The organism is Sediminicola sp. 1XM1-17, from assembly GCF_037203765.1.
In the GTDB taxonomy this organism is placed as follows: Bacteria; Bacteroidota; Bacteroidia; order Flavobacteriales; family Flavobacteriaceae; genus Sediminicola.
On sequence record NZ_JBBCAS010000013.1, the window covers coordinates 1 to 13,311 of the forward strand.

The window sequence follows — 13,311 nt, forward strand, 5'->3', positions numbered from 1 at the left end:
TTAACCGGAGACAAAGGAGAAGTTGGGGATAAAGGTCCACAGGGAGACCAGGGCATCCAAGGTCCTCAAGGAGACCAAGGTATTCAGGGTGTTCAGGGCGATAAAGGAGCTACCGGAGACAAAGGTTTGACCGGAGACAAAGGTGAAACTGGAGACAAGGGACCTCAGGGAGATCAAGGCGTTCAGGGTGACAAAGGTCTAACTGGAGATAAAGGCCCGCAGGGAGAACAGGGCATCCAAGGACCCGAAGGAAATAAGGGAGCAACTGGAGACAAGGGTCCTAATGGCGATCCTGGTAGTGCAGGAATTCATTGTTGGGATACCAATGGCAATCGTATCAATGATCCAAGTGAAGATGTAAATAATGATGGTAAGTATGATGCCTTGGATTGTAAGGGCACCAAAGGAGACAAAGGTGATACCGGAGGTACAGGTGCTACAGGACCAGTGGGAGCAACTGGAGCTCAAGGAGCCAAAGGTGATATCGGAGCTACAGGTCCACAAGGACCGGCTGGAGCAACTGGTGCAACCGGGCCCCAAGGTCCCAAAGGAGATAAGGGGGATACCGGTGTTACTGGTGCAACTGGACCCCAAGGAGCCAAAGGAGATACCGGAGCTGCAGGTCCACAAGGACCGGCAGGAGCAACTGGAGCTCAAGGAGCAAAAGGTGATACTGGAGCTACAGGTGCTACAGGACCAGTGGGAACAACTGGAGCTCAAGGACCAATTGGTGCAACCGGGCCCCAAGGACCCAAAGGGGACAAAGGCGACAAGGGTGATACTGGAGCTACAGGGGCAACTGGTCCGCAAGGGCCACAGGGTCCGGCAGGAACAGGTCTACAAGACAATCTGGCTACTGCCAATCTAGTACAGAGCGCGGAGAACAGAACTTATAATATGAACGGACGTAAGTTGGGAATGACCAATGGGATGATGGGCGTTGGCACCACCAACCCTACCTCTACCCTACATACCTCTGGATCTTTTGCCACGGGAATTAGAAGTACCTCCACGAATACTACCCTGACTGCGGATGATTACACCATAATTTTCAATAGCACGGCTGAATTGACCATTACACTTCCGGCAGCTTCAAGCTGTGCAGGAAGAATATATATCCTTAAAAATATTGGCAATAAGGATAATTACACATCCCGAAATTTTCTTGATGTGGATGGCAAACAACAAAACAAGATCAACAAGGGCTCCGTTTTTTGGATTCAAAGTGATGGTACCGACTGGCACCTTATCAATAACCCATAAAGAAATTTATAGTCAGAATATTAATGGGACTTAAATCGAACATATTACTCCTAATCATCATTTGCATGTATGGGGGACTAAATGCCCAAAATGCAGTGCATAATTATGGGAATATCCAAGTCCATGGCGATGCCATGGTGGGCTTCCATATGGATGTGATCAATGATGGGACTTTCGACCAAAATATGGGCTTGGTAGGTTTTTACAATGAAAATGCGGCGATAACCCTTTCTGGTGCCTTCCCCCCTATTTTTTACGATACCGAAATTGCCGTAGACAACGGGCTTTTTATTGAAACCCCGATTGCCGTGATCAACAATAGCAATTTTATTTCAGGAAATATATTTACCCCAAGGGACAAAACAGATATCCATATAAAATACATGGAAGATGCCTTTTACACGGGAGAAAGCAGCACTTCTAAGGTTAATGGGTATAGTTTAATTGAAAAGGAACAATCCTTTACCTTTCCCATAGGGGACGACAATAGATTGCGGCCATTGACCATTACCTCTACAGGCATCAACACCTTGGCCAAAGGGGCCTATTTTTATGAAGACCCAAATGCACCATCAACCTTCCAAAACAGTTTTAATACCGACATTATGGGCAATGGTATTTTCAGTGTCAGCTATGAAGAATTTTGGCGGCTGGAAGGTTCCGTTCCTTCCAAAGTTACACTTACATGGGATGAACGCAGCAATGTTGGAGTCTTGGGAGAAGTATTACGCGACCTAAAAGTAGTTGGCTGGAGCAAGGAAGAACAGCAATGGGTCAATTTGGGAAATACCAATGTCAGGGGAGAAATGATTCGTGGAGAAATCACATCTGACCTATTTATCCCGAACGACTACGAGATCCTGACCATTGGAGGAAATGAGGATATTTATGAAACCTACAGCGTCAAGGAATTGGACAATTATTACCTGACACCCAATGGAGATGGCAAAAATGATTTCTTGGTGATTGATGGGATGGAAACTTCCCCCAACAATACCTTGGAGATTTTCGACAGAAATGGCCTTTTAGTTTATTACAAAGCCAATTACACCAATGAGTTCAATGGGATGGCCAATACAAAACGGGTGGTTAAAAGAGGTGATGGATTACCTAGTGGTATTTATTTCTATTTGGCTACCCTTAAAGACACTCAAAAAAAACATCAAGGATATCTTTATATCAACCCATAACCTTTTTTACACTCCTGTAGATCATTGCAATTGCTTCAAAACTATAGTTGATAGTTCCAATATCAATATTATCAACCACTAAATTTGATATATCAAAAGTTTCAAAATACTTCTTAACTTTGAAACGAACATGGAGCTTTCAGTAGTTTGATTATTCTTTTTTAAAGTTGTGATCAGCAATTGGCAGCCTTTTTGATATACGATGTACAGAAACAACATTGTACTGTGCAACAAAATAGACCACGATATGCAAAGAAGATCCTTCATTAAAAAAAGTAGTGCATCCGGATTGGCAATAGCCTTACTGCCCAACCTTATGATTTCCCAGGAAGAGGAATACTCTATCCTAGAACTTATGGGCAAAGTGGATATTCCTCTTTACGGTAAGGGCATCAACCTAAGAAAAGAAGCGCACGATGCTTTTTTGGAAATGAAAAAGGCCGCTTATACTGAAGGTATTGATATAAAAATGGTTTCCAGTTATAGAAGTTTTGACAGGCAAACTGCCATTTGGGAACGTAAATATCTCCAGTTTACGGAAGAAGAGGGCCTTAAACCCCTGAACGCCATAGACAAGATCATTGAATACTCTACCATCCCTGGAACCAGCAGGCATCATTGGGGAACGGATATAGATATAGTGGACGGTCAACCCAAAGTTGAGGGAGACGTACTTGTTCCCGAGAAATTTGAAGTTGGTGGGCCTTACGAAAATTTTAAAGCTTGGATGGATGCCAATGCCAACAAATTTGGCTTTTATCTGGTGTATACGGACACCCCAAAAAGAAAAGGATTTAAATATGAACCTTGGCATTTTAGCTATGCCCCTATTTCCGTTCCTATGTTAAAGGCTTTTAGAAGTAAAAACATCATGCAAATACTACAAAAAGAAGACTTTTTGGGAACAGAACATTTCACTTCGGGCTTTGTAAGAACATACATTTTGGACAACATACTGGATATTAATCCAGAACTTTTATAAAGCGTTACAACACCAACGTATGTTGCTAATCTTTCCAATATGAGAAGCGGGAACTGGAAAATCAGGATATTGATTGGTTTGGCCATAGTAGCCTTCGCCTTTGTTCAACGATGTAGCAACAAGGAAGAAAACCCCTATACCGGCAGGGAACAGAATATCAACATGACTTCTGAACAGGAAATTGCCATTGGCCTGCAGAGCGCCCCTGAAATTGCCCAGCAGTACGGCGGACTCCATCCCGATGAGCATATGCAGGCTTTGGTGGATAATATAGGGAACAAATTGGTGAACAATAGTATTGCCAGGGAAACACCATACCGATACGAATTCCATTTGCTGGCCGATGAAAACACTATTAATGCCTTTGCCCTCCCCGGAGGTCAGGTGTTCATCACCTATGCCCTTTTCTCCCAACTCAATGAAGCCCAATTGGCCGGTGTACTGGGACACGAAATTGGCCATGTGATAGGAAGGCACTCTGCCGAAAGAATAGCCGACGGGAAATTTTGGCAAACAGTTTCCATGGGTGCTTCTGTAGGGGCCGATGCCGGTGGCATTGTTAGCAGTATTGGACAAAATACCCTATTGAAAAATGGTCGTGGTGATGAATTGGAAAGTGATGACCTTGGGGTTTTGTTTATGATGAAATCCGGTTATGAGCCCAATGAAATGATAAGGGTGATGGAAATATTGAAAGCAGCAGCCGGGCCAAATAGAACCCCTGAATTCCAGAGTACCCATCCCGATCCGGAAAATAGAATTGGTAAGATCAAAGAAGCTATCAAAAAGTACAAAGACCAGAATTAGTGTTAATTAGTTCTAATTATAGCTCATTATAATTCCATTTTATTATATTTGAATCCACACCAAATCATTCTAACGCCTCAGATTTAACCCTTATAGCTTTGATTAATAATCATTTAAACAAGACTATATGGGAACACTATTACATTTTAAAAGTATTTACTTAGAAGCCTTCGAGAATTGTAAACCAGAGTTTGTAGTAATTCTCTTAAAGGTTTATTCAGTCTTCTGTGTCATAATGCTATTTATGGCGCTTTATGCTTTTACTTACAGAGCTGTCACAGGATTTAAATTTTAAGTGATCTATAGTTTAGTTGCCCTTTTACCTGAACACTATATAGAGCGGATAAACTAAAAAAAACAACCCCATGGAGTTAATTTCCATGGGGTTGTTTCGTTAACGATAACATCTACTTACCAGATCAGCTGTACGGCGGCAACATATTACTGCTAAGAATTATATTATTAGAAGGTGTCAGTTCAATAAAATTGATGAAAATCATCAATTTAAATCTCCGTACAAAACCACGTTCCCCCGATAAATGGCCTCGTATAATTAAAATGACACCTTCTTAATAATTTTCTGTGATTCACTAAGAATCGACATGTATCTTTCTATTTGTAGGTAGTAAATTGGAAGTCGGATTACATTTTATTAATCCATCTCGCTAGGAATGAAGATCAACTGGGATACTTATATAGACCCCGAAAACGCCAATTTGTTTCACGGATACAGTATGTTTAACACAATTTTAACAATAAAACCCTAAATAGGTTGCAGCTACAACAAGGATCGCCTTGAATGTGAAATTTTTGAAAAAGCTCCCCTATTGCTAGTAATCCATGCGAAATCGGCCTATTTTTGAAATAAGCAAAATGATGAACCAATGAACAAAAAAGTAATTTTGATGATTTTGGATGGTTGGGGTAAGTCTCCCGACCCTAAAATCTCAGCCATAGACAACGCCAACACCCCTTTTGTTGATTCCCTTTATAAAAAATATCCCAATGCCAATCTACTTACCGATGGAATGAATGTTGGCCTTCCGGAAGGTCAAATGGGGAATAGCGAGGTAGGACATATGAATTTGGGTGCAGGGAGGATCGTATACCAGGATCTGGCCAAGATTAATCTCGCCATCAAACAGAATACATTGAAGGATGAACAGGTTCTTAAGGACGCCTTTATGTATGCCAAGGAACACAATAAACCTGTACATTTTCTAGGTCTATTGAGCGATGGAGGGGTACATTCCCACATCACGCATTTAAAAGGACTTATACAGGCCGGTGAAGATCTTGGTGTAAACAATATGTTCGTACATGCCTTTACCGATGGTAGGGATGTGGACCCTAAAAGCGGTAAGGGATTCCTGGAAGATCTTTCTAGATTCTGTGATGACAAGCATGCCAAAATAGCCACCGTTATAGGTAGATATTATGCCATGGACCGCGACAAAAGATGGGAGCGCGTAAAAATGGCCTATGATCTATTGGTTCACAATACGGGTCAAGCTTCAGATAACCTGCTCAGCGACATACAAGATAGTTATTATGACAAGGTAACCGATGAATTTATAAAACCCATAGTAGCGACCAATCCTGACGGAACCCCCGTAGCCAAGATCAAAGATGGCGATGTTGTGATATTCTTCAATTTTAGGACAGACCGAGGAAGGGAACTCACACAAATGTTGTCCCAAGAGGATTTTCACGAGCAGAACACCCATAAGTTAAACCTCTACTATGTTACCATGACCAATTACGATGATTCCTTCAAAGGAATCAAAGTAGTCTATGACAAGGACAATATAGAGCAGACCTTGGGAGAAACCTTGGCCAAAGCGAACAAAAAACAAATCCGGATTGCGGAAACAGAAAAATACCCCCACGTTACCTTCTTTTTCAATGGAGGTAGGGAGGTTCCTTTTGATGGGGAACAACGTATCCTTTGTCCGTCACCAAAAGTGGCGACCTACGATCTACAACCAGAAATGAGTGCTTTTGACATTAGGGATGCCATCATACCCGAACTGCAAAAAGGTGAGGTCGATTTTGTATGCCTAAATTTTGCCAATCCTGATATGGTAGGGCATACCGGTGATATGAAGGCGGCCATAAAAGCATGTGAGGTTGTGGATTCCTGTGCCAATTCTGTAATTACGGCCGGACTCGAGAATGGCTATACGACCATCTTGATTGCAGATCATGGAAATTGTGATACCATGGTCAACCCAGATGGCAGTCCAAATACGGCACACACCACAAACCCTGTTCCATTGATCCTTGTGGACAATGACATCAAAATGATCAAGGATGGAGTTTTAGGGGATATTGCTCCTACCATTCTTAAATTAATGGGCGTTTCACAACCCGAACTGATGACACAAGAATCACTGGTGTAGACTAGTGCATCCATAAAACTGAAAGGCCTTCAACAATGAGGGTCTTTTTTTTGTCCAGTACCAAAACAGCCACCATAGTATCCATTGCCCACTTTTATGGTACAAAAACACAAATTATAAAGTAAAGTTTTACCTTTGCATTCTATGATCAAGATAAAGACAGCAGAAGAAATAGAATTGATGCGCGAAAGTGCCTTGATAGTTTCCAAAACTTTAGGGGTACTGGCAGGTGAAGTAAAACCTGGCGTTACCACGTTACATTTAGACAAGATTGCCGAAGAATGCATCAGGGACCACGGAGCTATTCCTGGTTTCCTTGGATTGTACGATTTCCCAAATACCCTTTGCATGAGCCCCAATGCCCAAGTGGTGCATGGTATCCCAAACGATACCCCGTTACAGGAAGGCGACATTATATCCATAGATTGTGGCGCACTTAAAAATGATTTCTATGGAGATCATGCCTATACTTTTGAAGTTGGAGAGGTATCCCCAGAGATCAAAAAATTATTGGAAGTCACCAAGGAATCCCTTTATGTAGGTATCAGAGAATTCAAATATGGCAACCGTGTTGGGGATGTTGGCTATGCCATTCAAAAATTTACCGAAGATCATGGATATGGTGTGGTCAGAGAGCTCGTAGGCCATGGCTTGGGTCGAAAAATGCACGAAGACCCTGAAATGCCCAATTATGGCAAAAGAGGGCGAGGCAAAAAATTTGTGAACGGGATGGTGGTTGCCATAGAACCTATGACCAATATGGGGACCCATAGAATAAAACAACTGAAGGATGGCTGGACCATTCTTACTGCAGATGGATTGCCCAGTGCACACTTTGAGCACGATGTTGCCCTAATTGATGGGAAACCAGAATTATTGTCCACCTTTAAGTACATTAATGAGGCACTTGGTATCAAAACCAATGAAGAGGACGAATTCAGGCAGAAAAAGCTGCAATTGTAATTCTTGGTTATCCAACTTGGGATTACTGCACATGAAAAATATCTTTAAATATATCCTGAATACCATTCCCAGACCTCTTTTGATCCAATTGAGCTATTTGGCCAGGCCCATTTTGGCACTTACTTTAAAAGGTGAGACACATATAGACCCCATAGATGGAAAGCGATTCAGGAAATTTCTGCCCTATGGATATGAGAATCCCAGGGAAAATGTCCTGTCTCCTTCTACCCTATCTTTGGAACGGCACCGCTTGTTATGGCTGTATTTAAAGAATGAGACCAACTTTTTTACCGGAAGGCATAAGGTCCTCCATTTTGCACCGGAGCAGGCTTTTTATAAGCGATTTAAGCAATTGGAAAATCTGGACTATGTAACTACGGATCTCAATTCGCCCTTGGCGGATATTAAAGCCGATATCTGCAATCTGCCCTTTACGGACAATTCCTTTGATATAATCCTTTGCAATCACGTGTTGGAACATATCCCCGATGATACCAAGGCCATGCAGGAACTTTTTAGGATCCTTAAACCGGGTGGATGGGGAATTTTTCAAATTCCGCAAGATTTGAAACGGGAAACCACCTACGAGGATAATTCCATTACGGACAAAAAGGAACGGGCCAGGATATTTGGGCAGTACGACCATGTACGTATTTATGGACAGGATTACTTTGCCAAACTACGTCAGATAGGATTTCAGGTAGATGAGGTTGATTATACAGCAACCATGGAACCTGAGGCCATTGAAACCTACCGTCTGGCACATGGAGAAATTATCCCGTTGGTTCGCAAAACTATTCCAAAAGCAGGGCAGTAAACCCTTTGGTCACAAAACTTTGTGTTTTCCCCTGCTGGTCCGAATAAATGATATAAGCCTCTATCGTAGGATCATTTTCCAGCAACTTTTTAGAATCCTCGAGATCCATCGCCATTAGGGCCGTAGCATAACCATCTGCCTTGGCACAATTGTTGGCAATGACACTGGCACCCAAAATATTGGAATTTTTGGTATATCCCGTTTTGGGATCTATGGTATGTACAAATTTGTTCCCTGTAATGGAATCTACCCTAAATTTCCTATAATTTCCGGAGGAGGCCAGAGCCGTATTTTTTAAATTGATCAGAATTTTAGGTTTGTCGTCCCCCTCAGGATTGTCTATACCTACAACCCATTGTTTCTCCTTTACCTTATTCTCGCCCTTGGCGACAATCTCCCCACCTACTTCCACCAAATAATCTGTGATTCCATGATTTTCCAACATCAGTGCCAACCGATCTATGGCATATCCCTTGGCTATGGCGTTGAAATCGAAATAAATATTTGCATCAGCCTTAGTGACCAGATTGTTGGCAGAAATACCAACTTTATCAAAGCCCACATACTGCAATATACTATCCACCTTCAGCGAATCCAACGCTATTTGTTTCCCAGGACCAAAGCCCCATGCGTTCACCAATGAACCCACCGTGGGATCAAAATAACCATTGGACCTATCATAAATCTCTTTGGAAAGCTCAAAGACATCCCTGAACATATGATCAACCACCACCGTAGTATCGCCCATATTGATCTTGGAGATATCGGAAGTGGGCATGTAGGTAGACATGGACCTATTGATAACCTCAAAAACAGAATCGATCTCCTTCTGATAATCCAGTTTGTCCTTGCTGATGTAGGTGATATGATACGTTGTGCCCAAGGCCGAGCCACTGTTGAAATTTTTTATCCATTCCGGTTTGGAGGTACAACTGCCGAGCAACATTCCAGTTGCCAGTATTAAAAGTAATCTTTTCATTATTCTATGGCTATTAATCCATCGTAATCCACGATATATTCTTCATTCAAATAAACGGGTAGCTTGTATTCCTTTGCATTTACCAAACCGACCCCGGCATAATACACCTGGGCATTTGATTTTTTGGCATGGGCCTTTATCTTGCGCATCAATCCTTCATCGTATTCCCTGGGATCTTCGGGGTATGGAATATTCCGCACCACAACAAAAGAAAGTTGTTTTTCCTTGGTACAGACAAACTGGGGATTTTTCCCCAAGGTACTGTTAATGGCAACAAATTCATATCCGGCAGCTTCCAAATGCTTTCCAACGATGTTCATGGCCAAATTATGCAATTCTTGCCTTGTCAGTTCTTTCATAATTCATGGGGTATAAAAAAACCGATATCAGAAATATCGGTTTTAATTATGTTGATCATGCTCATGTTGGGGAGATTATCCACCAAAATCATCAAACCTGATATGTTCATCTGGGATTCCGAAATCCTCACCCATTTTCTGAACAGCCTTGTTCATCAATGGAGGTCCACAGAAATACAATTCTATATCCTCAGGGCTTTCGTGATGGCTCAAGTAATTGTCAATAACACAATTGTGTATAAATCCAACGAAACCGTCTCCAGGAGCATCTATATTCTCCTTAACCTTCCAGTTATCTTCTGGCAATGGCTCAGAAAGGGCCAGATAGAATTTAAAGTTCGGGAACTCTTTTTCCAATCTGTAGAAATGATCCAAGTAGAACAACTCCCTCTTGGAACGACCTCCGTACCAATATGTAACCTTACGGTTTGTTTTTAAAGTTTTGAACAGATGGTACAAATGCGAACGCATTGGCGCCATTCCGGCACCTCCACCTACGTACAACATCTCAGAGTCTGACTCATTGATGAAGAATTCACCGTAAGGACCCGAGATAACAACCTTATCACCTGGCTTCTGGGCAAAAATATACGATGATGCAATTCCGGGATTTACATCCATCCATCCATTCTTGGATCTATCCCAAGGCGGTGTAGCAATACGGACGTTCAACATGATTTCTCTACCTTCAGCAGGATAGGAGGCCATAGAATAGGCTCTTTCCACTGTTTCGGTATTTTTCATGGTCAATGGCCAAAGGTTGAATTTGTCCCATTCTGCTTGAAACTTATCTGGAGTTTCATGCTCTTCCGGGTGAGCCGTAATATCAATATCCGAATATTTGATTTCACATTCTGGGATTTCAATTTGAATATATCCTCCCGCTTTATAAGGCATATCTTCAGGAATTTCTACAACGAATTCCTTGATAAAAGAGGCTACGTTGTAATTTCTAACAACTGTTGCATCCCATTTTTTAATACCAAATACTTCCTCAGGAATGGTAATTTCCATATCCTGCTTTACCTTCACCTGACAGGCCAAACGAGCACCCGCATTCAATTCCTTTTTAGAAAAGTGTGGTGTTTCCGTTGGCAACGCATCTCCACCTCCAGAAAGGACATGGCACTCACATTGAATACAGGTTCCCCCACCTCCACAGGCAGAAGGCAAAAATATCTTCTGGTTACCCAAGGTGGAAAGAAGGGAGTTTCCAGACCCCACTTCAATCTTTTTCTCACCGTTGATGGTGATGGTCACAGGACCGGAAGGTGATAACTTTTCTTTTGTGAACAACAAAAGAGCCACCAATAATAACAACAGTGCCATAAAGGCCACTACGGTTATAATAATTGTTCCAACTGTACTTGTAGCTAAAATCATTCTTATTTGTTTATAGCATTGTTGTAAGAAACCGTGTTTTCCTTGGCTTCTTTTTCTATTATATTTTCGTCCACTTTTTGGGCAGTGGTCTCCGTTGCTTCTTTTGGAGCTTCATCACCTCCAGTAAGCATCCCTCCAAAACTCATAAACCCAATGGCCATAAGTCCTGTAATGATAAAAGTTATACCCAGACCTCTCAATGGGGCAGGAACTTTGGAGTATCTTATTTTTTCACGGATAGCAGCAATTGCCAAGATGGCCAAGAACCAACCTATTCCAGAGGCTAGTCCGTAATTAAGGGCCAAACCAACAGTTTGGATATCCCTGGACTGCATGAACAAAGATCCACCTAAGATTGCACAGTTCACAGCGATCAATGGCAAAAAGATTCCCAAAGAGTTGTAAAGTGCTGGTGAAAACTTTTCTACCACTATTTCCACCAACTGTACCATTGTTGCAATAGTTGCAATAAATAGGATAAATGACAAAAAGCTCAAGTTGTAGTCTGCATATTCTGGTCCTAACCAGACCAAGGCACCGTCTCTCAACAAATATTGGTCCAATAGCCAGTTCATGGGAACGGTAACAGCCAATACGAAGATAACAGCAGCTCCAAGACCTACAGCAGTGGTCACTTTTTTGGACACCGCTAGATAGGAACACATTCCAAGGAACGTGGCAAATACCATATTATCGATAAATATGGATTTAAAGAATAATTCTACATGTTCTAACATAACATTGTTCTTTTTAAGTAACTACTAGTTTTCTTCTATTAGGGCTTTGTTCCTTGAACGTTGTACCCATATGATCAATCCTACCACGATCAAGGCCATGGGTGACAATAGCATGAACCCATTGTTTTCATAACCGATGGCATACAATCCTGTTTTTGCAATAGGATCTCCCAGAACCTTGAATCCAAGAAGTGTCCCAGATCCCAACAATTCCCTGAAGAATCCAACAATAATCAGTATCAGACCGTAGCCAGCAGCATTACCAATACCATCCAAAAAGGATTTCCATGGTCCATTCCCTAAGGCAAATGCCTCAAAACGCCCCATAATGATACAGTTGGTAATGATCAACCCTACGAATACCGAAAGGGTTTTGCTCAATTCATATGCAAAAGCCTTTAGCACTTGATCCACTATGATCACCAGGGCAGCTACCACTACCAATTGAACGATGATCCTAATTTTGGAAGGGATAATATTCCTCATCAAGGAGATTACAACGTTCCCCAGTCCCAGTACAAACAATACAGAAACAGCCATTACTATGGACGCCTTTAATTCTGCCGTAATTGCCAGTGCCGAACAAATTCCCAATACCTGAATGGTAATCGGGTTGTTGTCCGCTAATGGGTCCATAATAAGACCCGTATCTTTTTTAGAAAGTAGTGCCATAGTTTAATTTTTAGCTCTTATGGTTTCCAAATAACTTTTGTAAAGATTAACGCTCTCCTTGATCATGGCACTTACACCGTTTCCAGTAATAGTGGCGCCTGCAAGGGCATCAACTTCATTATCATCTTTTGTATTGTTCAAAGGGTCATTGTTTCCTTTGGCCACAGCGATACCGGCATATTCCGTACCGTCAAGAATAGACTCCCCTTCGAAGTCATCCATGAAATACCGTTGCTTGATATTGGCTCCCAATCCAGGAGTTTCTGCCTTATGGTCAAAATAAACACCTTGTACCACCAAGTTCTCATCCAAGGACACGAATCCCCAAATGGCATCCCAGAGTCCTTTTCCGTACATGGGGATGATATAAAACTTCTTCCCATCCTTCTCCCCAATAAACAACGGAAGTTTTCTGGTCTTACCGCTTTTGGCGGCAGTCTCTTGCTGCTTTAAATTGATCAAATATGCTTCGTCATTTTCGGTAATTTTATCACCTTCAATAACTATCTGCTCTTTGATGTATTTGTTGAATGCATCTGCCACCCTATCGGTCGGCACAAAATTCACACTACCTTCATCTTCATTTTCATTGATGCCCATGGCGTACAAAATGTTCTGTTGTTTTTCCAACTTCTCATTCTGACTGATCTTTCCACTCAGGGAAGAGGCCAAAAAAGCCAATACTGCCCCAACAACAATTACCATTACAGCGGCAAAGACAACGGTATAAACGTTTTTATCTGTATTAATTGCCATA

Annotated in this window: 13 protein-coding genes and 1 pseudogene; 8 read left to right on the forward strand and 6 right to left on the reverse strand. The window is 41.8% G+C overall.

Features of this window, described 5'->3' with window-relative positions; translation table 11 throughout:
* From WAA86_RS14810 to WAA86_RS14845, 8 genes and pseudogenes are all read left to right on the forward strand, one after another.
* Positions 1-1,263, forward strand: a pseudogene (locus WAA86_RS14810) (hypothetical protein); the annotation flags it as partial.
* A gap of 65 nt (positions 1,264-1,328) precedes the next feature.
* Complete coding sequence (locus tag WAA86_RS14815) at positions 1,329-2,453, forward strand: gliding motility-associated C-terminal domain-containing protein (RefSeq protein WP_337301801.1); 1,125 nt, start codon at positions 1,329-1,331, stop codon at positions 2,451-2,453.
* Between the two features lie 247 nt (positions 2,454-2,700).
* On the forward strand, positions 2,701-3,435 hold the full coding sequence (locus WAA86_RS14820) for a M15 family metallopeptidase (RefSeq protein ID WP_337301802.1): 735 nt from the start codon (positions 2,701-2,703) through the stop codon (positions 3,433-3,435).
* A gap of 39 nt (positions 3,436-3,474) precedes the next feature.
* Positions 3,475-4,242 (forward strand): M48 family metalloprotease, encoded by a 768-nt coding sequence (locus WAA86_RS14825; protein ID WP_337301803.1) that lies wholly within the window; start codon positions 3,475-3,477, stop codon positions 4,240-4,242.
* A 127-nt stretch (positions 4,243-4,369) separates the two neighbouring features.
* Positions 4,370-4,537 carry a DUF6747 family protein gene (locus WAA86_RS14830; RefSeq protein WP_337301804.1) on the forward strand — a complete coding sequence of 56 codons (168 nt, stop codon included), beginning with the start codon at positions 4,370-4,372 and terminating at the stop codon, positions 4,535-4,537.
* 589 nt (positions 4,538-5,126) lie between these two features.
* Positions 5,127-6,644 (forward strand): 2,3-bisphosphoglycerate-independent phosphoglycerate mutase, encoded by a 1,518-nt coding sequence (gpmI, locus tag WAA86_RS14835; RefSeq protein WP_337301805.1) that lies wholly within the window; start codon positions 5,127-5,129, stop codon positions 6,642-6,644.
* A gap of 144 nt (positions 6,645-6,788) precedes the next feature.
* Complete coding sequence (gene map, locus WAA86_RS14840) at positions 6,789-7,607, forward strand: type I methionyl aminopeptidase (protein WP_337301806.1); 819 nt, start codon at positions 6,789-6,791, stop codon at positions 7,605-7,607.
* A 31-nt stretch (positions 7,608-7,638) separates the two neighbouring features.
* Positions 7,639-8,424 carry a class I SAM-dependent methyltransferase gene (locus WAA86_RS14845; protein ID WP_337301807.1) on the forward strand — a complete coding sequence of 262 codons (786 nt, stop codon included), beginning with the start codon at positions 7,639-7,641 and terminating at the stop codon, positions 8,422-8,424.
* On the opposite strand, the gene WAA86_RS14850 is transcribed toward WAA86_RS14845, so the two are convergent.
* The 6 genes from WAA86_RS14850 to WAA86_RS14875 form a co-directional block, all read right to left on the reverse strand.
* Positions 8,402-9,403: an FAD:protein FMN transferase gene (locus WAA86_RS14850; RefSeq protein ID WP_337301808.1), complete on the reverse strand. Its 1,002-nt coding sequence runs from the start codon at positions 9,401-9,403 to the stop codon at positions 8,402-8,404. The genes WAA86_RS14845 and WAA86_RS14850 overlap by 23 nt on opposite strands.
* Entirely contained in the window at positions 9,403-9,762 is a 360-nt protein-coding gene (locus tag WAA86_RS14855) for a Na(+)-translocating NADH-quinone reductase subunit F (RefSeq protein ID WP_337301809.1), read from the reverse strand. The genes WAA86_RS14850 and WAA86_RS14855 overlap by 1 nt, the downstream gene beginning before the upstream one ends.
* Before the next feature lie 75 nt (positions 9,763-9,837).
* On the reverse strand, positions 9,838-11,145 hold the full coding sequence (nqrF, locus tag WAA86_RS14860) for an NADH:ubiquinone reductase (Na(+)-transporting) subunit F (RefSeq protein ID WP_337301810.1): 1,308 nt from the start codon (positions 11,143-11,145) through the stop codon (positions 9,838-9,840).
* Between the two features lie 2 nt (positions 11,146-11,147).
* A complete protein-coding gene (nqrE, locus tag WAA86_RS14865; protein WP_337301811.1) occupies positions 11,148-11,882 on the reverse strand; it encodes an NADH:ubiquinone reductase (Na(+)-transporting) subunit E in 735 nt (244 codons plus the stop codon).
* A gap of 24 nt (positions 11,883-11,906) precedes the next feature.
* On the reverse strand, positions 11,907-12,554 hold the full coding sequence (locus tag WAA86_RS14870) for an NADH:ubiquinone reductase (Na(+)-transporting) subunit D (protein WP_337301812.1): 648 nt from the start codon (positions 12,552-12,554) through the stop codon (positions 11,907-11,909).
* 3 nt (positions 12,555-12,557) lie between these two features.
* Entirely contained in the window at positions 12,558-13,310 is a 753-nt protein-coding gene (locus tag WAA86_RS14875; protein WP_337301813.1) for a Na(+)-translocating NADH-quinone reductase subunit C, read from the reverse strand.
* Between the last annotated feature and the right edge of the window lies 1 nt (position 13,311).

Coding starts and splice junctions, on each gene's coding strand:
- WAA86_RS14815 (WP_337301801.1), top strand. CDS start 1,329: ATGTATGGGGGACTAAATGCCCAAAATGCAGTGCATAATTATGGGAAT.
- WAA86_RS14820 (WP_337301802.1), top strand. CDS start 2,701: ATGCAAAGAAGATCCTTCATTAAAAAAAGTAGTGCATCCGGATTGGCA.
- WAA86_RS14870 (WP_337301812.1), bottom strand. CDS start 12,554: ATGGCACTACTTTCTAAAAAAGATACGGGTCTTATTATGGACCCATTA.
- WAA86_RS14875 (WP_337301813.1), bottom strand. CDS start 13,310: ATGGCAATTAATACAGATAAAAACGTTTATACCGTTGTCTTTGCCGCT.
- WAA86_RS14830 (WP_337301804.1), top strand. CDS start 4,370: ATGGGAACACTATTACATTTTAAAAGTATTTACTTAGAAGCCTTCGAG.
- gpmI (WP_337301805.1), top strand. CDS start 5,127: ATGAACAAAAAAGTAATTTTGATGATTTTGGATGGTTGGGGTAAGTCT.
- WAA86_RS14825 (WP_337301803.1), top strand. CDS start 3,475: ATGAGAAGCGGGAACTGGAAAATCAGGATATTGATTGGTTTGGCCATA.
- nqrF (WP_337301810.1), bottom strand. CDS start 11,145: ATGATTTTAGCTACAAGTACAGTTGGAACAATTATTATAACCGTAGTG.
- map (WP_337301806.1), top strand. CDS start 6,789: ATGATCAAGATAAAGACAGCAGAAGAAATAGAATTGATGCGCGAAAGT.
- WAA86_RS14850 (WP_337301808.1), bottom strand. CDS start 9,403: ATGAAAAGATTACTTTTAATACTGGCAACTGGAATGTTGCTCGGCAGT.
- nqrE (WP_337301811.1), bottom strand. CDS start 11,882: ATGTTAGAACATGTAGAATTATTCTTTAAATCCATATTTATCGATAAT.
- WAA86_RS14855 (WP_337301809.1), bottom strand. CDS start 9,762: ATGAAAGAACTGACAAGGCAAGAATTGCATAATTTGGCCATGAACATC.
- WAA86_RS14845 (WP_337301807.1), top strand. CDS start 7,639: ATGAAAAATATCTTTAAATATATCCTGAATACCATTCCCAGACCTCTT.